The organism is Flavobacterium hibisci (assembly GCF_020026925.1).
Taxonomy (GTDB): domain Bacteria; phylum Bacteroidota; class Bacteroidia; order Flavobacteriales; family Flavobacteriaceae; genus Flavobacterium; species Flavobacterium hibisci.
In genome coordinates this window covers 36,301-61,219 of sequence record NZ_JAIQDW010000002.1, presented here as the reverse complement: position 1 = coordinate 61,219, position 24,919 = coordinate 36,301, and the positions used below count along the sequence as shown (strand labels likewise).

The window sequence follows — 24,919 nt, the reverse complement described above, 5'->3', positions numbered from 1 at the left end:
GCTGTCTTTTGAACAGCCTTTAAAAACTAATTAAAAATAAAAAAATCAATAAGAATTACAAATCAGGAACTGACTTATAAAAATTCTTATTTTGCTTTCATAAGTACCTGTACACTGTTGGATTTTTTTAAAGAGCTAACGATGAAATCTTTGAGGTCTTTTGCAGTTAGGGTGCTTAAAGTGTTTTTTAGAATTTCTGTATCCTGAGGTTCTTCGTTATTTCGAACATAAGAAGTCAAAACATTCAGCCAGTAATTGTTTTGTTTGATCTGTTCCTGATGATTTTTTAGAATAGACTGCTTGATGTCTTCGAGCATATTTGCCGGAATATTTTCAGTCTGAACTCTTGCAAGCTCGGCATGAACAATTTTTACCAAAGCATCAGCTTTATCAGGATTACAATCGAAATTGATCTCTAAAGAAAATAATGGAGAAGGAGACTGCGATAAATTGGCTCCAACCTGAACGCCGTAACTACCGCCTTCTTCTTCACGAATCGTTTCTAAATAACGTTTTGTCAGCCATTCAGATAACATATAACTTAAGATTTTATTCTTTTTGTTATAGGCAACATCTTTATTTTCTAAATGAAGATACACCGTTGTTTTTGGCGTATCCATCGTTCTGAAAATCGTTTTTTCTACTTTTCCGTCTTTCATAAAAATTTTATGGTCAACATACTTTTCTGTTTTTTCGTTTGACGGGATATTTCCTAAATAGTTGTTGATCAGAGTAATGTCGTTTTCTGAAATATTTCCGACGAATAAAAAGGTAAAATCCGCTGCGTTTGAGAAACGTTCTGTGTAGAATTTTTTAGCTTTATTTAAATCTAAGGCAGTAACGAAATCCTGTGTTAAAGACCAGTTACGTTTGCTGTAATTGGTATTTAAATTTGAAATCGTATCATTTAAAGCTTTTTCGTTGCTGTTTGAAGCATTATTCAGTTTATTTTGATATTGTTCTTTTATTTTATCGAAAGTGCTGTTGTCAAATCTCGGATGCTGGAAATACAAATAAGTAAGCTGTAATAAAGTCGTAAGCGATTCTTTGTTGCTGGTTCCGTTAAAACCTTCGTACAAGCCTCCAATATACGGACTCACAGAGGCTGTTTTACCAGTCAGTTTCTTTTTTAAATCGGTAAATTTATAATCGCCTAAACCAGAATATGTCGCTACACCAGCAGCAATTTGAGCCGACGGAAGGTCTTTCCAGTCAACAAGAGAGTTTCCTCCGGCACTGTAAGCGGTAAACAAAATTTGATCTTTGCTCAAATCAGTCGGATAAATAATCACTTTTGCGCCGTTTGCCAAAGTATATTTTTTTGCATTCGCGAAAGCCTCAATATCTTCTGTTTTTACAATTGGTTTTTCTGTCAATTGCTCTTTTACCAAAGAAGCGGTTAATTCTTCTTCTTTGTACGGTTCTAATTTTGTGTTAGAAATAGTTTTGATAGCATTCCAGTATTCATTTGCTTCCGGGAATTTTGTTGCTGCATCTTCCGGAGCAGAAACTGATAACACTAAATTATCTTTTGGATTAAGCGCTTTAAAAGCAGTATTTACCTCAGCTAAAGTAACATTGTTAAGGAAAGTATTGATCCATTCGTGTTCACCTTCAACAGAAAAAACAGGATTGGCTTCTAAGAAATAAAGCTGTAATTGCTCTGCCCAGTAACTGTTGCCAATTTTGTCTTTATTTATTAAACGATTATCATAGTTGGTGCGCATTTTAGTTTTCAAACGGTCTAATTCCTGCTGTGTGAATCCGTTTTGCATGGCTCTTTCAAATTCTGTATAAGCTTCTGTAAAAGCTTCGATAAATTTTCCTTTTTTCGGATTAATGGACAGTGAAAATTTGCTGTCTAATCTTGAAATATTTTCATTAGAAACCCCGAATGCTAAACCTGCTGTTTCGTTATTTATTATGTATTCGTTGAAACGGGTATTCATCATCTGCAGTGCCAGATTTTCCTGCATGCTTTTAATCATTTCTGCCTGATCCTGTACTAAAGGTTTCAATTTGTTGTATGAAAGAGAAATCCCGGAACGCTGTAATTCTTTATCGGTAGCCAAAACGTAACGATTTTCTTTCTGTACCGGAATTGTTTCGTATTCTCTTTTATTGATTTTTTTTGGAGTAGGTATTGAACCGAAAATTTCTTTAACACGTTTTTCGATTAAAGCGACATCAACATCTCCTACAATTACGACAGCCTGATTTTGTGGCTGATACCATTTTTTATAATACTCCCTTAATACCTGATACTTGAAATTATTGATCACATTTAAATCTCCAATTACATTTCGTTTTGCATATTTTGAACCTTCGAAAATAACTTTATTGATTTTTTCTCCTGTTCTGTAATCTGCGTTTCTTCTGGTACGCCATTCTTCGCGAATTACGCCTCTTTCTGCATCAATTTCGTTATTGGCAAGCAGGAGAGAACCCGACCAGTCGTGCAGTACATACATACAGGAGTCTAATAAAGTTTTGTTTTGCGAAGGAACATTGCTGATGTTGTAAACGGTTTCGTCGTAAGCCGTGTAAGCATTGATATCTTTTCCGAAAGAAACACCTTGTTTTTCTAACATATTGATGATTCCTTTTCCTTTAAAATGCTCCGTTCCGTTAAAAGCCATATGTTCTAAGAAATGTGCTAATCCATCCTGGTCATCATTTTCCAGAATAGCTCCAACATTTTGAACAAAATAGAAATCAGCCCTGTCTTTAGGCCATTCGTTGTGCATGATAAAATACTGCATTCCGTTTGGAAGCGTTCCGTGTGCGACTTCTTTTGGCAGCGGAAACGTAGTTTTAAACTGCGCCGAAACTTGAGCTAAACCCAGAATCAGGAAATGCGCCAGAATTAATTTTGTTTTCATTTGATAATTATTGTTCTTTTTTGATTGAATTTTGGTTTGAAAAAATATAAGAAACCCTTGCTGTTGCTTTGAAGGTCTAATTTGAAACCTTCAAATAACAGTTTTATTGTACGCGGATGAAACGGATTCGCTATCGCGAAAACGCGGATTATAAACGGATTTTCTTTTTCTCTTTTTATCTGTGTTTATCCGCGTTTTCGCAAATTGAATCTGTAAAATCAGCGTCTAAATAATAAGCATTTAGAAAAATCTACATCCAGTCCGGGCGTGAAGCACCTTTTAAATAGAAATCAAAATACTGCTGCATTTTTTGCGTCCAGTCTTTTCTATTGGCAGCATCATCTAAAGTATGTCCTTCTTTTTTGTAGTTAACCAATAAAGCAGGTTTCCCTAAACGGCGGAGTGCAAAAAACAAAGATTGCCCTTCCTGATAAGGCACGGCACGATCATTATCATTATGAAAAATAAGGATTGGTGTTTTGATGTTCTTAGCCGAAAAAATAGGCGAATTTTTGATGTATCCGTCAATATTGTCATACATAGAACTTCCCATACGATATTGATCGGCTTCGTATTTAAACATGGTCGAAATACCATTAGATCGCATCACAGGATAATTGGCAGTAAAATTGCTCACTCCGGACCCCACAATTGCACAGCTGAACAAATCTGTTTTTGTAGTTAAGAAAGAAGTTTCATAACCCCCAAAGCTATGTCCCTGAATTCCAATTTTACCTTTTTCAGTAATGCCATTTGAAATTAAATATTCAACGCCACTGATGACATCATTGTAAACGCTGTTTCCAACATCACCATAAGTGTAATGCACGTCTGGCTGAAACACAATATAACCCTGGCTTACAAAAGTTGGGATATTTATATTAGAAGTGCTCGTTTCAGGTTCATGATACTGATTAAAATCTTCGGTATGTTTTTCGTAAAAATGAACAACTACAGGATATGTTTTTTTACTGTCATAGTTCTCCGGAAGATATAAGTTTCCCTGGTTTTCTTTTCCGTTAAAACTCTTCCATGTCAGCAACTTTGCAGTTCCCCATGCATACTCTTTCTGCTGTGGATTAATGTCGGTAATTCTTTGCTGTGATTTGAAATTTTCTGTTCCCCACCATAAATCCGGAAAAATAGTATAGCTTTTTTTAGAAAATAAAACACTTGAATTATCTCCTGAAACGGCTTCAATATTTACGCTGTATTCTGAATTAGCAAATACTTTTGTAACAGCATTGGTATCAACTAATTTGTAAACACCTTTCGATTTATATTTCGTATCGAAACCACTTAAAGTAATGAATTTTCTGTTGTCTAAATTTCCAATATAGCCTTGTTCTCCGTATCGCAGTTCAATATTATTTTTTCTACCATACTGCTGTGTAATCGAATACGCCTTTTTTTGATTGGTCAGGTCAATGGCCCACATATCAAACTGATCGTATAAAACGACTGTATTTCCGTTATTTAACCAGCCTGCAAATCCATAAGCAGTGTTCGCCGATTTCATATCTACGTTATCATCTGAAACAGGAAAAGGAATCTGTGAACTGATATTTTTGAATTGCATTGAATTGCTGTCAAAAACCGTCCATACTTTTTCTTTTTCATCATAAAAAACAGCAAAACTTCCCTGTGGATTCCAGGTTGGGCCTCCAAAAACACCTGTTAGTACTTTTGTAGATTTTCCAGTTTCAGTATCAATCCAGTAAACATCATTACGTTCGTTAAAAGTCCAGTCAACTTCTACAGTATAAGGTTTTTTATCTATCGCAAAAACACCTTTATAGTTACCCGATTCAGGTATTAAAACCTGATCAAATTCGCCAGTTGAAGCGACTTTAACTACTTTTTTATTTTGGATGTCATAAAGAAATTTCTGCTCGCTTGGCAGTGTTTTTGAATTTCTCAACAATTCCTGTCTGCGTGCCATAGTAGCCTGATCCGATTTCCAGATTTCAACACCTAATTTTGCAATCTGTGTGTTTTCCGGGCGCTTGTTAGAATTTACAGATAATGTTATAAAACGGCTGTTTTCATTTAATCCATATGCCATTTTTGAAACCGAATAACCAGCTTCACCTAACTTAATATCATCATAATTGAATAAAGCTTTAGTTGACTTGTTATTCAGATTAAAATAATAAACCATATTAAAATCGGCACTGTTACTTCCTTTCAAAGTAAAAGTTCCACCGTTTTCTTTATCGTTTAATTGAAAATCTCCAAATTCAGAAGCTTTACCAGTAAATATGATTTCTTGTTTACCGCCTGGCATTCCATGTTTTAGCAATACCTGATCTTTTTCAATTTGTGTATATACAATTGAATTGTTTTTCAAAAAACGGGATGATTTGATGTTCTTAACAGCAATACTGTCATTACTTTCTAAATTGTAACAAACCAGACGCTGTAGAAAAAACGGTCCTTTTTCAGCTTCCGGCCGAGTATAATATAAAAAATCAGTTCCTTCAAGCGCATTGGTATAATGCTTGGTTTTCCAAAGTTTTTTTACTCCTGTTTTTAAATTTTGAAGCAGTGTGCTGTCATTCTTAGTGTACTGAATCCAGTCTTTTTTCCCGATGAATTTTAAATCACTGATATTATCAAAAACCAGACGTTTTCCTTTTGGAGCCTGCTGAACAATAAGCTGCTTTTTGTTTTCTTTTCCTTCATCCTGAAATACGGTATTATAAGCTATCCACTTTCCATTATAGGATAAAGATTTGCTGTCAACTCTCTTCCATGACTGGTAAGCCGATTCGTCAACTGTTTTTTTCTGTGCAGATAAACTATGTACACCCAAAGCGAGTGTACATAGTAAGAATATTTTTTTCATATAAGTTAGATTTCAGAAAGCGAATTATTCATTCTTTAAAGCGTTGATCACTGCTGTAAGTTCATCGACTAATTGTCCCGGATTTCCAGAATAACCTTCAGAAGTAAAACGAATTTTACCATTTTTGATCACTACTTTTCTAGGGATACCGCTTGACTTGAAAATTTTTGCATATTTCGAGAATGATTCAGTGTTTGTGGCACCGCCTTTTGGCATTAAATCAAAATAAGTATCTATTTTTAGTCCTTTTTCTTTTAAATAAGCAACAGCTGCTTTTTTGTACCCTTCATGATTTTCCTGTGTACTGATAAAGTACACTTCAACTTGTTTGTCTTCTTTGAAGTTGGTAACCAATTGCTGCATCGCCGGAAAAGCCTTTTTACAAGGACCGCACCAGGTTGCCCAAAAATCGATTACGATAATTTTACCGCTGTTTAAATCCAGTTGCTTTGTTTTTCCGTCAGTTCCCTGAACTTTAATGGCAGGAGCAGGGATATCAATTAAAACGATTTTTTCTTCAGAATTGTTTTCTTTTTTCAATTGCTCTAAATAAGCAGGGAAATCACTTTCTTTCTTACCTTCTTTTAAATAAGCTTCTTTCAGTTTAGCAGTCATTCCTTCAGATAAAGTGTTTCTTTTTGCTGCATTTTTTAAGACCTCAATGATGGGTTTATTTAATGCTTCTAAAGCTCTCACATGAATATCATTGACACCTGCTTTTTCATAACGGTTTTCGATTGGTAGTTTTTCGAATGTTTCTACTACTTCTTTGTATTTTTTCAGCATATCAAACATACGAATCTGGATAATCAATTCGGTATTTAATTGATTTTTAGCGTTCTCGGTTGCCTGATTTGGCGACCAGTAAATTCCCTGAATGTAAGACATGTCGTTTATTTTCTGCTCCATTAATTGGATCATCGGAACAGCCATTGTTTCTAAAACTTCAGGTGTAACGGTTTTTAAATACAAAGCTTTAGAAATGTTCTGATGATACGCATCTTTCAATGAAGCAAATCTCATCGTTGGAATTAAATTCAGGATACTTTTGTAATCTTTGGCCTGGAAAAAATATTCGAACTTTGCTTTTGCAATGTTATCATAGAGATACTGTTGTTCAGTCGGTACTTCATTGCTGTATGGAAATTCAGCTAAAAATTGTTCTGCTGCTTTGTATCTTTCATTGACGTCAGGAATTCGGCTAAATACCTGATAAGCTTTGAATCTGAAATAGGCGCCTTTTGGAAACTGTTTTTGAATTATATTTTCCAGAGAATCTGCTTTTGCTGTGTTTTTTAAATCATACAAATAAATGCTGCGAAGTTTAACGAAAACTTCTTCTGGCATTCCGGTAGTATTTTTTGAAAATTGCGTTAAAATTTTAGGAGCAATTTCATCAAATTTTTCCGGTTTTTGTTTTTTCAGGATTTTAATATAAGTATCAAAAAATTCTGGAAATCTGTCCGTATGGTCTTGAACTTCTTTTTTTAACCAATATTCAGTCGCATCTGCATCAATAGAAAAATCTTTGAAATAACCATTAAATTCTCCGTTGAAGTTTTTGTTTCTAAAGGTTGCCCATGCCAAATCTGCCCCGGGCATTTTTACTTTTGGTTCTTTAAATGCCACCAGCATATAACCTTTGTCCTGGTTTGTATCCGTAACTAATCCATTTTCGGTATTTCCGTAGAATTTGAAAGCCATAAAAGCACAGTTTTTCGGAACTGTAAAATCGGCGCTGTAAACAGCGCCATTTCTTTTCATTTTAATATCTTCGATTTCCCATCTGTAATCATTGAAAACATATGCGTAGCCGTTGATATTTTTGACGTTTTCTAAAGGGCCTCCTTTTGGATCATACGTCATGCTGAAAGTCATTCCAGGTATGGGAATGTCTACCATTCCCTGCAATCTGGATGTAGCTTCTTGGGCGGTAATTTGTATGGTAAGGGCGCAAAACGCTAGTACCAAAAGTTTGATATTTATTTTTTTTAACATTGGAATGTATTTAGTTACCCAGTTCCGGGTTTAAATCGATGTAATTTTGGTGAATTGGAAATACATATCCATCGCTGTTAGGAGCCAGGGTAAATGTGTTTCCTTTAAAAGTTCGTGTGTATGTTTTCTGAAAAGCCGGATCAAGGTTTAATCTTCGCTGATCAAACCAGCGGAAACCTCTTCCTATGAATTCTTTTTGTCTTTCTGTCAAAACAAGATTTAGAGCTTCAGTACTTGTTGCCGCACTTACCTCATATGTAGTGTTGGCTTTGAATCTTTTTGCCCTGAGAATATTAAGGTAATCTACAGCTTTTTGAGTTTGTCCCGCTCTGGCATAACATTCAGCAGCGATTAAATACATCTCTGGAACCGAAACGCCTACGTTAATTCCGTTTGTATTACTGTAGGTAGCAATTCCAAAACCTCGTCCTGTATAAACTGGACGGAATGAATTTCCTGCAATGGTGTAATAATCATAACGTAAATCATTGTTTTCAAAACTATTTAATAATTCAGTAGCGAGAGGAGCTCCATTATATCCTAACAATAAAGTTTTAGAAAATATCACTTCAGGATTCTGAATTAAAACAGGATAACTGTAACCAGAAGCAAATGTTTTTAAATCAATCAATCCATTTTGCATTTGCAATGCTTTTTCAGCATTTTCAAGACTCAATTGATATTGACCCATTAATAAATAAGTTCTTGCTAATAAAGCATAAACAGCTCTTTTTGAAGGAAGTACATTGAAATCAGGAGTGTCCTGAATATCATTTGCTAAAGCACTTTTTAAATCAGAAATGATCTGATCATAAACTTGTTGTACTGTATTTCTGTCTAATGATGAAAATAATTCAGGTTTTAATAACAACGGAACTGCTTTTTCTGAATTAGTAGAAGCCGGATCAAACTGTGGTCCGTAAGTATTAACTAATTGCAGATAGGCAAAGGCTCTGTGCACAAAAGCTTCGGCATAAATTTCTTTCTTTTCTGCATCAGTTCCTTTTTCGCTGCTCCATACCCCATCAAGAATCACGTTACTGTAATAAACGGCTTTGTATAATCCTATATAGTCTGAGTCTCCCTGAGAAGGATCGTAGATTTTGTCCTGCCACGTATAACTGTTTGCCCAAATTGTATTTACAGTATTTTGATAGGTTACAGGAAATTCGACATCGGCATTAGCTAATAAATAAATCCCTCCAGAAGCTGCTATCGTGCTGTAATTATTAGCCAAGCCTCTGTAATCAGAGGTATATTTTAAAACTCTGTTGTTTCCAATCGGTTCTACTTCTACGTAATCTCGACAAGAGTTTAATAAAAGTACCGGAAGTAATATATATAGTGTGGATTTTAGAAATTTCATAAGTCTATTTTTTTAAATTAAAAACTGCAATTAAACTGTAAAGTATAGTTACGCTGTGGTGCAAGCGTATTATAGTTATTGTTTGACAGAAATTGCGGATCGATTCCTAAATCATTTTTAACCCATAACAAACCTAAATTTCTAGCCGCAAAATTGAAACTTAACGACTTAATAAAAGTTTTTTCTATCCATTTATTTGGAACATTATATCCTAATGAAATTTGCTGTAATCTTACGTTATCAGCCGGAAGCACGTTAATATCTGCCATTTGATAACGGTTCAAACTATTATAACTAATGTTTGCAAGTCCCGGAACATTTGTTGAAGCCTCATCGCCAGCCTGTCTCCATCTTTGTGCAACTAATTCGTCTTTAGCAACAGCTCCATACTGAAGTCCTGAATAAGAAGGATAGTTTTGTAGTACCGTATTTCTAAATACGTGACCTGCATAATATGTAATCTGAACGCCTAATCTGAAATTTTTATATGAAAAATCATTCATTATTCCTCCAAAATAAGGAGCGAAAGTAGTTCCCATTTTTTTCAGATCGTCTTTATCAATATTGTTAATACCTTGTGATGGGTTTACAATTGTACCATCTTTTTTATAAACAGTAGATTGTCCTGCAGCATCTAAACCTGCCCAATGGTAAGCGTAAATAGTTCCAATCATCTCTCCTAAAATAGCTTGCGAACCTAAATATTGATTAGCAGAAGTAACTTTGTAACGAGAATCTGTTACTTCATTCGTGTTGTACGAAAAATTAATACTACTGTTCCATTTAAAACCAGAGTTTACAATTACACCAGACAAAGTAGCATCAAAACCATGGCCTTTTAATGAAGCTGTATTATAATATAAATTTGACCAACCCGTTGTTGGATTAAAAGGGACAGTGGCTAAGATATTATCTGTTTTTTTAGAATAAACATCAAAAACTCCTCGTAAACGATTATTGAATAAACCGTAATCTAAACCAAAATTTATTGTTTTGGTTATCTCCCATGTAATATCCGGATTTTGCGGTAATGAAATAGAAGCAGTTGGCAAGTTGGTAGCGTTATCTACTGATCCTACACTTATAACAGCTCTGGTGCTACCAAAACCTCCTCCTGGAGGAGCTCCTCCCATACCATAGGTAACCCTCAGGTTTAAGTCGTTTAACCAATTTACGTTTCTTAAGAAAAACTCTTTGTTAATATCCCATTTACCTCCTACAGACCAAAAAGGCTTAGCTCTGTCTTTTCTTGTGGCACCTAATAAATTAACATCATCAAAACGGGCGCTTCCAGATATATGATATCTGTTCATAAAATCATAAGATCCTAAACCGTAGTAAGATAAAAATCGGTCTCTGTATCTACTGATACTGTTATCTGAACTTCCAATCATACTTTGCCATCCGTAAATAGTTGTATAATATGCTGTTGGATTTACTGCAGCTCCTGAATTTGTATCTATATTGTAGCCATAATATCTTTGACTAGAACCTTCTCTTTTTTCTTCTCTGGTTTCAGCACCAGCAAGAAAGTGTAAACTATTATTATCATTAAAGTTTTTATTGATATTCATCTGAAGACGCATGCTTATCGACTCATTTGCAGTTGTGGTATTATACAAATAGGAACCAACAGGTATGCCGTAAACTAATTTACCTGTTGTATTAACCGAAGTAGCAAGATTAATCATGTTTCTCGTATAATAACTATCTAATTCGCTCAGTGATTTAGTTTTGTTTCCTATCGAATTGTACATTCCAGAAGCTTCAAAATTTAACCAGTCGGTAGCCGTAGCTGTTAAACTGGCATTCAATCTGATGTTTCCGCCTTTTGTTACTACATTAGAATAGTTTAACTCATCTAAATAATTATAAGCCCATGGTAAATATCCTTTAGCTTCATATTTTTTTGCAACTTCTGGTCTCAAAGAAATATAACGGTCAATGCCATTTCCGTTAGTATTAGCAATCATATCATACGGGCGCAAAGCAAAGTCTGAAACATTAGATAGCGCTTCATTTGCCGTATTATTTACCTGAAAAGTTGAATTTACGTAGTTTACGCCTGTATTTAATTTCAAAAAGCTCTTAAGCTGAAATGAATTATTTAATGTAATATTGTAAGATTCAGACTGGTTGCCTCTGAACACTGCTTCATCATTATTATATCCTAACGACAAATAATAAGTACTTTTATCAGTTCCTCCGTTTACAGACAAGTCATATTGTCTGGTGATTGAGCTCCTTAGCAGATATCGGTTTATCTGACTTAAATTATCATTTTGTGCTAACTGATCCAGTAACTGATCTCTTTGTGTCAAAGAAATTTCCCCTCTCTTCTGTCTGAACATAATTTCCTGAGCAGCACTAGGGTTTTTATCATTACCAGAACCTATTGTATTATTAATATTATCTGCAACAAACCCACCATTAACCAAGTCTTTCTCGTAATCAATATACTGAGCTGTATTCATAACACGAAGTTTGCCTAAATCCATTCTCTCACTTATAGAAGTAGTCGTATTGAAACTAATAACTGGATCTCCTTTTTTACCTTTTTTAGTCACTACTACAATTACTCCATTTGCTGCACGGGCTCCCCATATTGAAGATGCTGCTGCATCTTTTAATACGGTAATACTCTCTACATCATCAGGATTCATATAACTCAAAATAGAAGATCCCGGAACTCCTCTTTTACTAAAAGCAAAATCTTCGGGCTGAGGAAAACCATCAACTACAATTAAAGGACTACCTGTACCACCATAATTATTAGTTCCCCTTACAGATATAGAGCCTGTTCTAGGGTCAACCTTTACACCCGCCATTTTTCCTTCTATTCTTGATTGGATATCTACGGTTGGAACTTCAGCCAGTTCTTTGGCTCCAATCACTCCAAATGATCCTGTTGCTCTTTCTTTAGGTAAATCTGTATATCCGTTTGAAGCTACAACAACTAAATCTTTCAGTAATTCGACCTGAGGCTCCAATATTACGTTTAACACTTTTTTATCCTTAACTGCCAGCGTTTTTGTTTTATAACCTAAATACGAAAATCTAAGCGAGTCTGTAGCAATAACTTCTATTCTGTAATCTCCTTTTTCGCGGGTAATATCCCAAATTTGGGTTCCTACCAGCATAACATTCACCCCTACTAAACGATTTCCTTTTTTATCGGTTACCGTTCCTTTAATTTCATAAGGTTCCAGTTCGTTTGATAAAGTTTTAATTTTACTTTTTTTAATTACAATCTGCTTATCAATAATAGTATAAGTCAAACCTGTATCAGTTAAAGCCGTATTTAAGATTTCCGGAACAGTACTATATTGATTTATACTCACTTTTTTAGAAGTATTCAGCAAATCATCATTATAAAAAAAGACGTAATCGCTTTTTTGCTGAATTGTCGTAAAAAGAGTTTTCAGAGAAGCTCCCTGTACTTTTACCGATATTTCATTTTGAGCCTCTACGCCATTTGCATAAATACTGGTTATTCCTAAATACAGAACTAAAATGAATACTCTCATAAGGAAAATAAAAGTAAGGTTGATGATTTTTTTAGGCAATAGAAAGCCTTTATCATGATTTTTATTCATAATTTTGTTTTAGTTATCAATAATTGCATCTGCAATTAAAATTTTACATAGCCAAAAGATGTTCCAGCATCTTTTGGTTTTTTTGTTTTTGGTAGGTTATGTTAGCTTATTTCAGGTCTTCATTTAAATCATAGGCATTTATGTTTTTTGTTGTTAATATTAGTTAATAGTTATTTCCCGGGTGCTTTCATTGTAAACAAATTCAAAGCCTGTTGTAGCTTCTAATGTTTCAACTACTTTATCCAAATCATCATTCAGTTTAAAAGCCCCGGAGTAGGTTTCGTTTGTAATTATTTTTTTATTTAAAACAAAATCGACATTGTAATAGCGTGTTAATTTGTCTAATACCAGCGATAATCTTTCCTGCGAAAATTCATAATATCCTTTTCTCCATGAAAACAAAGGTTCAACATCTTGTACAACTGCTTTCATTGTTTCTTTCTTTTTATCCAGTGCAGCAATCATTCCTGGTTTAAGAATGGTCTGAATAGTATCTGTTCCGAAAAAACCTTTTTTGGCATACGCTACTTTTACTTTTCCTCTTAATAAAGCAGTCGAAACTTTTGCATCTTTAGCATAACAACTTACATTAAAAAGGGTTCCTAAGACACGTACACTGTAACTGTTAGCAGCTTTTACAAAAAAAGGTTTTGCTGCATTATGTGATACGTCAAAAATTCCTTCTCCTTCTAAAAATACTTCTCTGGTTTCGGCATCAAAAGTTGTCGGATAAATTAACTTAGATCCTGAATTCAGCCAAACCTGTGTTCCGTCTGCAAGGCTAAGCTGTGCCCGTTTACCATAAGGAACTAAAACTGTATTGTATTGAGATTTTTTAGAAACTTTCTGTTTAATCTGTTTGTTGTTTACATTAATTTTATTTCCTGAAGCATCATAAGCAATTGTGGTACTGTCTCCAACCGTTACAGCCTCATGATCTGAGAGTAATAACTTAACCTTATTGTTTTTTTCAAAAGAAACTTCATTGGCAGTGTTTTTTGCAAACTCCTCAATTGCATTTATCTCTAACGACTGTGACTTTTGTTTAAAAATTGTAACAAGTCCAAAAAGCAGACAAAATACAGCTGCGGCGCTCGATGAAAGCACATAAAGTTTTTTACGTCGGGCTCGTTTTTTTTCAAAAGCAATACTTTCTGCAATTTTTGATTTTAAATCAGCTTTGACTTCTTTTGGTAAAATTTTGAAATTTGGGTGCAAAATATTCTTCTTTTAGTTTCTCTATAATTACATAGAGAACCAAAAGTCAAAAACATAGACAAAAAAATAACCTTTTTTTAAAGTTTTTTTCGAAGTTCTTTCAAGCATCTGTATATCAGTGTTCTACAAGATTCGATTGAGATTTCTAAAATAGAAGCAATTTCTTCATAAGGTTTGTCCTCGTTAAATCTGTAGAATAATGCTTTACGCTGTTTTTCGGTAAGTTCCTGCATGGCAAAAGCCAGTTTTGAATTTAGTTCAAGAGTGTTTTCCTGATCTATTAAAGCATCTTCAAATGATGCTTCTTTGGGCGTAATATAATCGTATTCAGTATTTAAGTGGAATATTTTCTGAGAGGCCTGATTTTTTTTTAGAATATTTCGCTGGGTAATTTTAAAGAGATAAGACTTTACGTTTACACTTTCAGCCAAACCGCTTCTGTATTTGTAAATATCCAGAAAAACATCATGAATAGCATCTTTTGCAATTGTAGTATCTTTAGTGTACTGTAAAGCGAAGGTTAACAAAACATCAGCATAGATATCATACAGCGTTTCAAAAGCGGGAATATCGCCTTTTTTAATCTGTTGCCATAAATATATATCTGTAATGGTATTCTCCATTTATGGAATGAATTGTTTGGTATTCACTGGCAAATCTACTAACTTTTATCAGTTAAATGGGGGATGTTTCAAATATTTCGCATGATTTTCTTTGTTTTGATTCAAATAATAAAGATTATTTTGTTAAAATCAATTGTTTTTTTATTACAATGATTTTATTCTGACCCTATACTTACGATAAATACGTTTTTGAAGTAAACTTTAAATTTTAAACAAGCGATTGTTACAGGAATTTTATTGCCAGAATACTCTAAAGCTTTAATTTGTCCAAGCTTTTTTTAGAAGAAAGTGGAAAATTATACGAACAAAAATGAGTTAAAAACATCTGAAACTAAAAAACCCATATAAATCGTCCTGTTTGAAACGAGATATATGGGAAATTTAATATATGATTTTAACTGTTATTTTAAACCTGACATGAGGAGTGCTTATCTGCAGGAACCAGTTCAGTTAACCGGGAAGGTTTAATTAAATTATTAGTTGTCTTTTCTGTATTCTCTCATTCTGTCTCTTGCCTTATCTTTATTTTCCTCCTGATTTTTTTTCCATTTGGTGTATTGGTCGGCAGTTAGGATCTCTTTCATTTTAACATCATTTGCATCTGCTTCAGCTGTCATTTCTTTTCTGAGAGCTTCTCTTTGCTCAGTAGTTAATTTTGTGCCTTTTTCCCTTTGTTCTTTTCTGGCTTCTCTCAGTTTTTCAGCTTTAACACTTCTTTCAGCAATAAGTTGTTTTACCTGTTCCTGCTGTTTTGCGTCTAAGGCTAAGTCAGAGGTTAATTTTTTCAGTTGTCTTTCATTACGTTGTTCCGGAGTCATTCGCTCTCTTTGTTCACGCATTGGTTTTTGATCCATTTCTCCATCACCATCTTGTGCAAAACTTGCTATTCCAACGAATAGTAAAGCCGCCATAACTAATTTTTTCATAATTTGTTTTTTAATTGGTTTACAGATGTAAGACAATAAATACAACAAAAGGTTTAATTATTTAACATAATTTTATTTTTTTATTTAGCTGAAGGTTGGTTAAATTGGTTTTTTGATTAGAATGTTCTCTATTTGTAAGGGATTCAATAAATACTTTTTTTAGGATTTTTAAACGCAAAGCTTCTTAAGTTTAACAAATCCACCTTTGTTTTCCTGTCGTTCTAAAGATTGTGAAACAATTAGAATTCCAATAGTAATCATATTTAATAATTCGTAAAAAGTCGCACTAATTTGGTGCATTCTTTCAATCTGCTCCATTTCATTTTTCCATTTTAAAAGCTGTTCTTTAGCATTTTGTAAATCACTATCATATCTTACGATCCCTGCATTTTTTCGCATCAAATGCTGAAGTTTGGTTTTCAATTCATTCAGGTATTCAGAATCAATTTCAGGTTTATCTGTTTTTTTCTGTTCTGAAATTTTGTAGTCAGCTGTTTTTATTTCTAAATCAGGATGGGCTAAATATTCAAAAATTCTGCCGGAATAGACTAAAGCTTCCAGTAATGAATTGGATGCTAATCGATTTGCTCCATGCAGACCGGTTTGAGAACATTCGCCACAGGCAAATAAGTTATGGACAGATGTTTTACCATTAGTATCAACTCCAATTCCGCCACAAAGATAATGCTGTGCAGGCACTACCGGAATCCATTTTTTTTCTATGTCAATTCCGGCTGTTAAGCAGTGCTTGTAAATCATCGGAAAATGATTTTTAAAAGCTTCCAAATCAAGATGGGTACAATCTAAATAAACACAATCATCGCCTGATTTTTTTAGTTCAAGGTCAATACTTTGCGATACAATATCTCTTGAAGCCAATTCCTGCCTTGAATCATAATCCATCATAAAACGATGTCCTTGTTTGGTACGCAGATAGGCGCCAAAACCCCGAACTGCTTCTGAAATCAAAAATTTAGAACCGCTATAGGCTTCATAAAAAGCGGTAGGATGAAATTGTATAAATTCCATTTCCTTAATATCTGCTCGGGCACGATAAGCCATGGCAATTCCGTCACCCGTTGCGATTACAGGATTAGTTGTATGTCCGTAAAGATGACCGATTCCTCCGGTGGCCAATGTTGTAAAGTCTGATTTGTAAGTTTGCAGCAGTTTTGTTTTTTCATCTAAAACAGTAATTCCCAGACAGCAGTTTTCTTCGGTAATTAAATCGACAGCAAAATGATGATCGCAAACAGTAATGTTTTGTTTTTGGAATACCTGCTTCAAAATAGTCCGTTCAATTTCATAGCCTGTCTGGTCTTTATGATGCACGACCCGATTTTCAGAATGGCCGCCTTCTTTACCTAAATTAAGATTGCCATCAGGATTTTTGTCAAATTTTGCACCCCATTCAATCAATTCTTTTAACCGTTTTGGCCCTTCGGTAATCACCATTTTTACGACGGCTTCATCACACAATCCGTCTCCGCAGATAAGCGTATCACTTATATGCTTCTGATAGGAATCTTCGTTTGTGTCAATCACAATGGCAATACCGCCCTGGGCATATTTCGTATTAGATTCGTCAGCGTTTGATTTAGTAACAATAGTGATATTTTTTTTCGGAAATTTTTCTGCCAGTCGAAGGGCAAGTGTCAGTCCCGCAACACCGGAGCCAATAATTAAGTAATTTGTATGTATCATCATTTGGATAACTCAAGCATTCTTTCAATCGGAATTAATGCTTTTTGGATAATAGCTTCGGGTACGGTAATTTCAGGACTTTCATTTACTAAACAGTCGTATACTTTTTGGAGCGTATTCATTTTCATATAACCACATTCGCTGCAGGCACAGGTGTTGTCTTCTTTCGCAGGAGCGGGAATCAATATTTTTTCAGGAACTTCCTCTTGCATTTTATGTAAAATCCCAAATTCGGTAGCGACAATAAATTTATTACAGGAATCGGTTTTTACATAATCGATCATTCCGGAAGTGGAGCCAATATAGCTGGCAGCAGCCAAAATATGAGTTTCAGATTCGGGATGCGCAATGATTTTGGCATCCGGATGTTCTTTATACAATTCAAGTAATTTATCTAATGAAAAAGCTTCATGAACGACACAGGAACCATCCCACAAAACCATATCCCTTCCTGCTTTGCTCATCACATATTTCCCGAGATTTTTATCCGGAGCAAAAATAACCGGCGTTTCTTTGGGAATCGATTCTACAATTTTTACGGCATTAGCAGAGGTCACTACAATATCTGTCAGGGCTTTGACCTCTGCAGAACAATTCACATACGTAATCACAAGATGGTCAGGATGCTGATCCGTAAATTTTTTAAATAAATCAGGAGGACACGATTCAGCCAGTGAACATCCGGCATTTTCATCCGGCAGAATTACTTTTTTGGAAGGATTTAAAATTTTTGCTGTTTCTGCCATAAAATGAACTCCGGCAAAGAGAATAATATCGGCATCGACTTTTGCAGCTTCCTGAGATAATCCCAGGCTGTCGCCAACATAATCTGCGATTTCCTGAATTTCGGTCCGCTGGTAATAATGTGCTAAAAGGACAGCGTTTTTTTCTTTTTTAAGTTTTATAATCTGCTCTTTTAAATTTTGTATTTCGATTGTATCCATTTTTTAAAAAATTATTTATTTAATGATTAGAAACCTCCAAACCCAATAAAGGAACCAAAAATCAGCATTAGAATACCGATTATGGTAACCGATACGATATGAAAAGTCATCTCTGGTAATTTACGCGGATTGGTTTTCAGTTTAGGCAAAACCCGAAATTGGGCGCTTAAGGCAAAAGCTACAGTGGTGAGCAATAAAATTAATTTTGATGAAACAACGCTCTCAATTGGAGTATCAAACTGAAACCAATAATCTAAGGTTACGCCATATTTATAAGTCATCAAAATACCTGTTACGACCAGTAAAAACAAGGAAGTCATGCCTACAGGTTCGTATTTCTTTTCGTAATTCAGAATAATGTTTGGGTCTTTTTCTTTTAATGCTTTCGGGAGATAGGCGACACAAAGCAGTATATGACCTCCAACCCAAATGGCTGCGCCCAAAAGATGAATGATTAAGAGAAGATGATGGTTCATAATTTTTATTTTTCGGGAATTATTTTCAGGGTTTAAGATGTTTTATCTTAATTATTAATTGTTTTTCTTCATGGTTTTTATGTTGAATTATATTTTTTTTAGGAATGTAATTTTACAATTTTAAAAAGGAATAAGAAATGACTTTTATCATGTTTTTCCTTTTAAAAATGGTATTAATTTGTTTTAATCAGTTAAGTAAAAACAGGAGTAATTCTATTGTTTTCTGATTTAGAATATTGTAAATTAGTAACTTTGTTGGTACTGGAAAAAAGTAAATTACGGCTTGATGATAAGATGTGTCATGGGGTAATCAAAAATTTTAAAACAGTAATTATGAGCGTAAATTCTATTTATAATAAAAAAAAGATTGCTTTTTTCTCCACTCAGCCGTATGATAAAACTTTTTTCAATAAGTATAATGATGAATTTAGTTATGAATTGGATTATTTTGAAACACAGCTGAATCCGCAAACAGTAATCCTGATTGAAAACGCAGCAATTGTTTGTGTTTTTGTAAATGATATTGTCAATGAAGAAGTGATCAGGCAACTGGCAGAAAAGAACGTAAAGATTATTGCTCTGCGTTGTGCCGGTTTTAACAACGTCGATTTAGAAGCCGCAAAAAGATACCATATAAAAGTCTGTCGTGTGCCAGCTTATTCCCCTCAGGCAGTTGCAGAACATGCCATGGCGATGATTTTAACCTTAAACAGAAAAACACATAAAGCGTACAACAGAGTTCGTGAACAAAATTTCGCCTTAAATGGCTTACTGGGTTTTGATTTATTCGGAAAAACAATCGGAATCATCGGAACGGGAAATATCGGGAAAGCTTTCGCTAAAATCGCTTTAGGTTTTGGTTGTAAAGTTTTAGCGTATGATATTGTAGAAAACGATGAAATGATCAAAGATGGAATTTCTTTTGTAAGTTTAGAAGAGATTTTCAAAACGAGTGATATTATTTCCCTGCATTGTCCACTGAACGATCAGACCAAACATGTCATCAATAAAGATTCTATTGCCTTAATGAAAGAAAATGTGATGATTATCAACACCAGTCGTGGCGGTTTAATCGAAACAGCCTGTGTGATCGAAGGTTTAAAACAAGGAAAAATAGGGTATCTCGGAATTGACGTTTACGAACAGGAAGAAAAACTGTTTTTCAGGGATTTGTCAGATGATATTATTCAGGATGATGCAATCCAGCGATTGATGAGTTTCCCGAATGTTCTCGTTACAGCCCATCAGGCGTTTTTTACCAATGAAGCTTTGACTCAGATTGCATTGGTCACTTTCAATACTATAAAATCTCTTTTGACACAGCATGATATTGAAAATAAAGCTGCGTTATTGGTTTAAAATAATTTGTGGAAGAAACCTAACAGGTTTTCAAAACCTGTTAGATTTAGTATTTCGGATATTTTTTGTATCTTAATTACTTAAAATACAAATTATGAAGCGTATAATTCTAATTTTAACCGGGATTTCAATATTATATTCCTGCCGAAACAAAGGAGAGGAATCTAAAAATATAATCAAAGCCATTGTTCAGGATACGTTATCGAAAACACTCGGCGGTACAGCAGATGTAAGTGATGATGCGCAAAATGATCAGAAAGCGGTCGAATTGATTCGTAAACAATTGCAGATTTTATTAAAAAAAGATCTTCCTGCAATGACGAAGGAAGACCGCTACTTTTACTACGAAGCTTTCGATTTAAATAACGATCAGAAACACGAATATTTTGTAGGTTTCTCAAATTCGTACTTCTGCGGAAGCGGCGGCTGTTCCGGTTATATTTTGAACAATGACGGAAACCTGATTAATTCTTTTACCGTAACCGATTTCCCGATTTATGTCACGACAAATCCAACCGAAAAGTTTTATGATTTAATCATGCAAAGCAGCGGAAAGTTTCATCATATAAAATTCAAAAACGGAAAATATCCATCAAATCCATCTGTCCAGCCCGAACATGTAGGAGATTTCCCGAAAAGAAGTTCAAAGGTTTTGGATATTCAGGGGAAGAAATTGGAGCAGTATTCGTTTTAAAATTCTAAGCAAATAGCTTTTTCTTATCTCTTTCTGTTCTTTTTTCTGAAATATAGATTTCGGTTTCAGAGATTATTTTAGAGACGGTTTTGTTTGATTTTTTTGCTAAATTATTTAATGTATCAAAGATAACATCTACAGGCATTTCTACCCAATCTCTATTATCAATATTTACACAGTAAAAATGAATTTTGCAAAGTTTTCTAATGTCTTCTTCTATATTTGAAATGTCAACATAAACCTTTAAAATATTTACAACAGTTTTAGATCTATAGGTTTTGTATTCAAACAAGATATTTTTATTATTTATAGAATATTCAAAATAACCAAGATTGTTTTCTTTTAGTCCTTCATACTGCTGGTTTAATAATTCAAACATTTTTTGCCTTCTTTCTGAAGCAGGATGCATTTCAAATTTTTGCTGTACATAAAAAATATAACAAGCAAATAGTAAGATGACAAGAGCTATCGTAAAGTAAGACATTCTGAGGTGTTTAAATTTATTATTTCTAATTCGATACTTTTTAATCAAATTATTTGTTTACGAATTTAAATAAAAAACCCGATAGGTTTTTAAAACCTGTCGGGTTTGAATATTATAAAGTCCAGTTTTGGAATTTGGAATTTTCTAAAATTGGAATTTTAATTCCCCACCAATTCCACAAACTTAAACTCACCCTCCACAGCAACCTTAGTCAAACCGTGTTTAGATAAATTTTTCATAGAGGCATCCCATTTTTTACCGCTTAAATTTGCCGTAACTTTCAATTGCTGAAGATCCATTTTATTGTCATTTCCTTTCAATAAATCAATAATAAATTTCTCTTCATCAGATAGTTCAACGGTTTGTTTTTTCTCCGGACGCATTTGCGGGAACAATAAAACCTCCTGAATAGAAGCATTATTCGTCAGATACATAATCAAACGATCCATTCCAATTCCCATTCCTGATGTTGGAGGCATTCCGTATTCTAAAGCTCTTAAGAAGTCTTCGTCGATAATTCCGTTTGCTTCATCATCACCTTTTGCAGCCAGACGCATTTGGTCTTCAAAACGCTCTCTTTGGTCAATTGGGTCATTCAATTCAGAATACGCATTTGCAATTTCTTTACCGCAAACCATTAATTCAAAACGCTCCGTCAAGTCCGGATTATCGCGGTGTTCTTTACAAAGCGGCGACATTTCTTTTGGATAATCAGTAATAAAAGTAGGCTGAATATAATTTCCTTCGCATTTCGCTCCAAAAATTTCATCAATCAATTTTCCTTTACCCATTGTTTCGTCAACCTCGATTCCCATGCCGCGTGCAGCTTCAAACAATTCCTGTTCTGTTTTACCAGAAATATCAAAACCAGTAAAATGTTTGATAGAATCGGTCATCGTAACACGAGCGTAAGGCGCTTTAAAGTTGATGGTGTGCTCGCCAAAAGTCACTTCGCTGGTTCCGTTAACAGCAATTGCACAATGCTCCAATAAGCCTTCTGCAAATTCCATCATCCAGTTGTAGTCTTTGTAAGCTACATATATTTCCATTGCGGTAAACTCAGGATTATGCGTTCTGTCCATACCTTCGTTACGGAAGTTTCTGGAGAACTCATAAACACCTTCAAATCCACCAACAATTAATCTTTTCAAATACAATTCGTTTGCAATACGCATGTAAAGCGGAATATCAAGCGAATTATGGTGCGTAATAAATGGACGTGCAGAAGCTCCACCAGGAATCGATTGCAAAACTGGAGTGTCAACCTCTAGGTATCCTGCATCGTTAAAATAACCACGCATTGCAGTAAATAACTTGGTACGCTTGATAAAAGTTTCTTTAACCTGCGGATTTACCGTTAAATCTACATAACGCATTCTGTAACGCAATTCAGCATCGTTAAAAGCATCGAATACTTTTCCGTCTTCGTCCACTTTTGGCAAAGGTAGCGGGCGTAACGTTTTACTCAAAAAAGTAAAACCGCTTACACGAATACATTTTGCACCAACCTGAGTCGTAAACAATTCTCCTTCAATACCAATAAAATCACCTAAATCGGTTAATTTTTTGAAAACCTGATTGTACAAAGTTTTATCGTCACCTTCACACAAAACATCGCGGTTCACGTACAATTGAATACGTCCTTCGCTATCCTGTAACTCAGCAAAACAAGCTTTACCCTGATCACGAACACTCATCAAACGTCCTGCAACAATTACCTTCTTACCTTCTTCAAAAGTTTCCTTTATCTGCTTAGATGTATGATTTACAGGAAAAAGATTTGCCGGATAAGGATTGATTCCTAAGTTGCGTAAGTTTTGAAGTTTTTCTCTTCTGATGATTTCTTGTTCTGATAATGCCATTTTGTGCTCTTTTTTTAAGTCTGCAAAGATAAAATTTTTGTTTCAAGTTTCAACTCAAAGTGTTAAGGTTTTTTGCAGCAGAAATTTGAGGTTTTTTCATGAACTTTTGTCCCGCTATCCATTATAATCTTTCATGCCGAACCCCGGCATAAAAGGATTTCCATTTCTATCGGGGCTAGATTAGAGATTTTTATTTTCAAAACACGTTTTAGTTGGAGGTGTTACCAATAAAAGTATTGAACTGGCTGTAAAACTTAGCAACTTAAAATATCAGAACCTTAGTAGCTTAAAAAAGTTCGTATCTTTGATAAAAATTACATAGCGATGAAATTATACAAACTACTTAGTTTTTCTTTTTTACTGTCAACACTTACAAGCTGTACTTTTACTGAAAACATTACAATCAACGATAACGGAACCGGAAAATTCTCTGTAGATATGGACGGTTCATCATTAATGGCTATGGCAGGAGACCAGATGACCCAGCAAATGGGGGCCGAAGCAAAAAAAGAAATTGACTCTTCTTTTACCTTCAAACAATTATTCGAAGCGAAAAAAGACACTATAGCAAAACTTTCCCCGGAAGTTCAGAAAGAGCTGAAAAAATTAGAAAATTTTGTGGTGAATACTAAAATGAGTTCTGAAAAGAAAGAGTTTTTAATGACACTTTCAAGTGATTTTAAAAATGTTAACGAAATGCAGGATATTCTGCAAACTTTAAGTGTGTTACAACAATTAGAAAAAGGCGGAAATGCATCATCGCCTTTTGGGAGTAATTTTGGCAATAACAACAGTAAATTAAGTTATACTTATGACGGAAAAAAGTTTAGCAGAAAAGCAGTTATCGATACCAAAAAACTGGCTGAAAAAGCAAAAGATTCTGCTCCTGATATGTCAAAAATGATCTTTGCATCGTCTAATTATATTTTAAAGTATCATTTTCCTAAAAAAATAAAGAAAGTTTCGAATCCGAATGCTTTGTTCAGCGAAGACAGAAAAACAATTACAATTCAATACCCTTTTACGGATTATATGGAGAACCCGGACAAACTTAACTTTGATGTTGAGTTTGAAAAATAATATGAGAATTTTTTTAAAACCGCAAATTCTCAAATTTTGTTTCTGGCTTTAAAATAGAATTTGCGAATTTGCGGTAAAATTTATGTAAGTTGTACCTTTAAGACCTTACATATTGAATCACAATATTTAATTGTATTTTTGCACTTCAAAATAATACAATGAACAAAATCATCCAGCTAAAAGACCTCGGAGCTAAAGATTACAAAACGACCTGGGAATACCAGGAAGAATTATTCAAAAGAATAGTCGATTTGAAAATCCAGAACAGAAGGGAAGAAACTGAAATTCCTACTCCAAATTACTTATTATTTGTAGAGCATCCGCATGTTTATACTTTAGGAAAAAGCGGCGATCTTGAAAACTTGCTGTTAAACGAAAAACAGCTCGAAGCCAAAGGAGCGACTTTTTATAAAATCAACCGGGGTGGCGATATTACTTATCACGGTCCCGGGCAAATTGTTGGTTATCCTATTCTGGATCTGGAAAACTTCTTTACTGATATTCATAAATACCTGCGTTTACTTGAAGAATCAATTATTTTAACTCTGGCAGAATACGGATTAGAATCGGGCAGGAGCGAAGGAGAAACAGGTGTATGGCTAGGTGTTGGAACTCCGTTTGCTCGCAAAATCTGCGCAATGGGCGTTCGTGCATCCCGCTGGGTAACCATGCACGGATTTGCCTTAAACGTAAACGTTGATTTAGGGTATTTTGATAATATTATTCCGTGTGGAATCCGCGGAAAAGGCGTTACTTCTCTGAACGTTGAACTAGGTTTTGAAAAAGTAAATGAAGAAGAAGTGAAAGCTAAAATCATCAAACATCTTAAGGAGTTATTCGAAGCGGAATTTATTTAAGA

At 34.4% G+C, this 24,919-nt stretch carries 17 protein-coding genes; 4 read left to right on the top strand and 13 right to left on the bottom strand.

Annotated features, from left to right (window positions below):
- Positions 1 to 86 precede the first annotated feature (86 nt).
- The 11 genes from K8B81_RS02715 to K8B81_RS02665 form a co-directional block, all read right to left on the bottom strand.
- Positions 87 to 2,882, bottom strand: a complete 2,796-nt coding sequence (locus tag K8B81_RS02715; RefSeq protein ID WP_223678686.1) for a M16 family metallopeptidase — start codon at positions 2,880 to 2,882, stop codon at positions 87 to 89.
- 250 nt (positions 2,883 to 3,132) lie between these two features.
- Entirely contained in the window at positions 3,133 to 5,730 is a 2,598-nt protein-coding gene (locus tag K8B81_RS02710; RefSeq protein ID WP_223678685.1) for an alpha/beta hydrolase family protein, read from the bottom strand.
- Between the two features lie 24 nt (positions 5,731 to 5,754).
- Positions 5,755 to 7,728, bottom strand: a complete 1,974-nt coding sequence (locus K8B81_RS02705; protein WP_223678684.1) for a TlpA family protein disulfide reductase — start codon at positions 7,726 to 7,728, stop codon at positions 5,755 to 5,757.
- 10 nt (positions 7,729 to 7,738) lie between these two features.
- A complete protein-coding gene (locus tag K8B81_RS02700; RefSeq protein ID WP_223678683.1) occupies positions 7,739 to 9,094 on the bottom strand; it encodes a RagB/SusD family nutrient uptake outer membrane protein in 1,356 nt (451 codons plus the stop codon).
- A gap of 17 nt (positions 9,095 to 9,111) precedes the next feature.
- Positions 9,112 to 12,690 carry a SusC/RagA family TonB-linked outer membrane protein gene (locus tag K8B81_RS02695; RefSeq protein ID WP_223678682.1) on the bottom strand — a complete coding sequence of 1,193 codons (3,579 nt, stop codon included), beginning with the start codon at positions 12,688 to 12,690 and terminating at the stop codon, positions 9,112 to 9,114.
- Between the two features lie 159 nt (positions 12,691 to 12,849).
- Complete coding sequence (locus K8B81_RS02690; RefSeq protein ID WP_223678681.1) at positions 12,850 to 13,908, bottom strand: FecR family protein; 1,059 nt, start codon at positions 13,906 to 13,908, stop codon at positions 12,850 to 12,852.
- 77 nt (positions 13,909 to 13,985) lie between these two features.
- Entirely contained in the window at positions 13,986 to 14,531 is a 546-nt protein-coding gene (locus K8B81_RS02685; protein ID WP_223678680.1) for an RNA polymerase sigma factor, read from the bottom strand.
- 476 nt (positions 14,532 to 15,007) lie between these two features.
- A complete protein-coding gene (locus tag K8B81_RS02680) occupies positions 15,008 to 15,457 on the bottom strand; it encodes a hypothetical protein (protein WP_223678679.1) in 450 nt (149 codons plus the stop codon).
- Between the two features lie 168 nt (positions 15,458 to 15,625).
- A complete protein-coding gene (gene nadB, locus K8B81_RS02675) occupies positions 15,626 to 17,161 on the bottom strand; it encodes an L-aspartate oxidase (RefSeq protein WP_223678678.1) in 1,536 nt (511 codons plus the stop codon).
- Positions 17,161 to 18,105, bottom strand: a complete 945-nt coding sequence (nadA, locus tag K8B81_RS02670; RefSeq protein ID WP_223678677.1) for a quinolinate synthase NadA — start codon at positions 18,103 to 18,105, stop codon at positions 17,161 to 17,163. The genes nadB and nadA overlap by 1 nt, the downstream gene beginning before the upstream one ends.
- 26 nt (positions 18,106 to 18,131) lie before the next feature.
- Positions 18,132 to 18,581, bottom strand: a complete 450-nt coding sequence (locus tag K8B81_RS02665; RefSeq protein WP_223678676.1) for a CopD family protein — start codon at positions 18,579 to 18,581, stop codon at positions 18,132 to 18,134.
- Between the two features lie 333 nt (positions 18,582 to 18,914).
- Here K8B81_RS02665 and K8B81_RS02660 point away from each other — a divergent pair, with 333 nt between their 5' ends.
- Together K8B81_RS02660 and K8B81_RS02655 are read left to right on the top strand one after the other, a co-directional pair.
- Positions 18,915 to 19,940 (top strand): 2-hydroxyacid dehydrogenase, encoded by a 1,026-nt coding sequence (locus K8B81_RS02660; RefSeq protein ID WP_223678675.1) that lies wholly within the window; start codon positions 18,915 to 18,917, stop codon positions 19,938 to 19,940.
- Between the two features lie 94 nt (positions 19,941 to 20,034).
- Positions 20,035 to 20,634, top strand: coding sequence for a hypothetical protein (locus K8B81_RS02655; protein WP_223678674.1), 600 nt, complete (start codon positions 20,035 to 20,037; stop codon positions 20,632 to 20,634).
- A gap of 4 nt (positions 20,635 to 20,638) precedes the next feature.
- Here the strand turns inward: K8B81_RS02655 and K8B81_RS02650 are convergent, their stop codons facing one another.
- Positions 20,639 to 21,118, bottom strand: a complete 480-nt coding sequence (locus K8B81_RS02650; RefSeq protein WP_223678673.1) for a hypothetical protein — start codon at positions 21,116 to 21,118, stop codon at positions 20,639 to 20,641.
- 158 nt (positions 21,119 to 21,276) lie between these two features.
- Positions 21,277 to 22,980, bottom strand: a complete 1,704-nt coding sequence (gene lysS, locus K8B81_RS02645) for a lysine--tRNA ligase (protein WP_223678672.1) — start codon at positions 22,978 to 22,980, stop codon at positions 21,277 to 21,279.
- A gap of 324 nt (positions 22,981 to 23,304) precedes the next feature.
- Between lysS and K8B81_RS02640 the strand changes: the two genes are divergently transcribed.
- Both K8B81_RS02640 and lipB read left to right on the top strand, forming a co-directional pair.
- On the top strand, positions 23,305 to 24,060 hold the full coding sequence (locus K8B81_RS02640) for a hypothetical protein (protein ID WP_223678671.1): 756 nt from the start codon (positions 23,305 to 23,307) through the stop codon (positions 24,058 to 24,060).
- 158 nt (positions 24,061 to 24,218) lie between these two features.
- Positions 24,219 to 24,917: a lipoyl(octanoyl) transferase LipB gene (lipB, locus tag K8B81_RS02635; protein WP_223678670.1), complete on the top strand. Its 699-nt coding sequence runs from the start codon at positions 24,219 to 24,221 to the stop codon at positions 24,915 to 24,917.
- Positions 24,918 to 24,919 lie beyond the last annotated feature (2 nt).

What these genes read in the sequence shown, in the direction of transcription:
- K8B81_RS02715 (WP_223678686.1), bottom strand. Translation starts at nt 2,882, where the DNA reads ATGAAAACAAAATTAATTCTGGCGCATTTCCTGATTCTGGGTTTAGCT.
- K8B81_RS02710 (WP_223678685.1), bottom strand. Translation starts at nt 5,730, where the DNA reads ATGAAAAAAATATTCTTACTATGTACACTCGCTTTGGGTGTACATAGT.
- K8B81_RS02705 (WP_223678684.1), bottom strand. Translation starts at nt 7,728, where the DNA reads ATGTTAAAAAAAATAAATATCAAACTTTTGGTACTAGCGTTTTGCGCC.
- K8B81_RS02700 (WP_223678683.1), bottom strand. Translation starts at nt 9,094, where the DNA reads ATGAAATTTCTAAAATCCACACTATATATATTACTTCCGGTACTTTTA.
- K8B81_RS02695 (WP_223678682.1), bottom strand. Translation starts at nt 12,690, where the DNA reads ATGAATAAAAATCATGATAAAGGCTTTCTATTGCCTAAAAAAATCATC.
- K8B81_RS02685 (WP_223678680.1), bottom strand. Translation starts at nt 14,531, where the DNA reads ATGGAGAATACCATTACAGATATATATTTATGGCAACAGATTAAAAAA.
- K8B81_RS02680 (WP_223678679.1), bottom strand. Translation starts at nt 15,457, where the DNA reads ATGAAAAAATTAGTTATGGCGGCTTTACTATTCGTTGGAATAGCAAGT.
- nadB (WP_223678678.1), bottom strand. Translation starts at nt 17,161, where the DNA reads ATGATACATACAAATTACTTAATTATTGGCTCCGGTGTTGCGGGACTG.
- nadA (WP_223678677.1), bottom strand. Translation starts at nt 18,105, where the DNA reads ATGGATACAATCGAAATACAAAATTTAAAAGAGCAGATTATAAAACTT.
- K8B81_RS02665 (WP_223678676.1), bottom strand. Translation starts at nt 18,581, where the DNA reads ATGAACCATCATCTTCTCTTAATCATTCATCTTTTGGGCGCAGCCATT.
- K8B81_RS02660 (WP_223678675.1), top strand. Translation starts at nt 18,915, where the DNA reads ATGAGCGTAAATTCTATTTATAATAAAAAAAAGATTGCTTTTTTCTCC.
- K8B81_RS02655 (WP_223678674.1), top strand. Translation starts at nt 20,035, where the DNA reads ATGAAGCGTATAATTCTAATTTTAACCGGGATTTCAATATTATATTCC.
- K8B81_RS02650 (WP_223678673.1), bottom strand. Translation starts at nt 21,118, where the DNA reads ATGTCTTACTTTACGATAGCTCTTGTCATCTTACTATTTGCTTGTTAT.
- lysS (WP_223678672.1), bottom strand. Translation starts at nt 22,980, where the DNA reads ATGGCATTATCAGAACAAGAAATCATCAGAAGAGAAAAACTTCAAAAC.
- K8B81_RS02640 (WP_223678671.1), top strand. Translation starts at nt 23,305, where the DNA reads ATGAAATTATACAAACTACTTAGTTTTTCTTTTTTACTGTCAACACTT.
- lipB (WP_223678670.1), top strand. Translation starts at nt 24,219, where the DNA reads ATGAACAAAATCATCCAGCTAAAAGACCTCGGAGCTAAAGATTACAAA.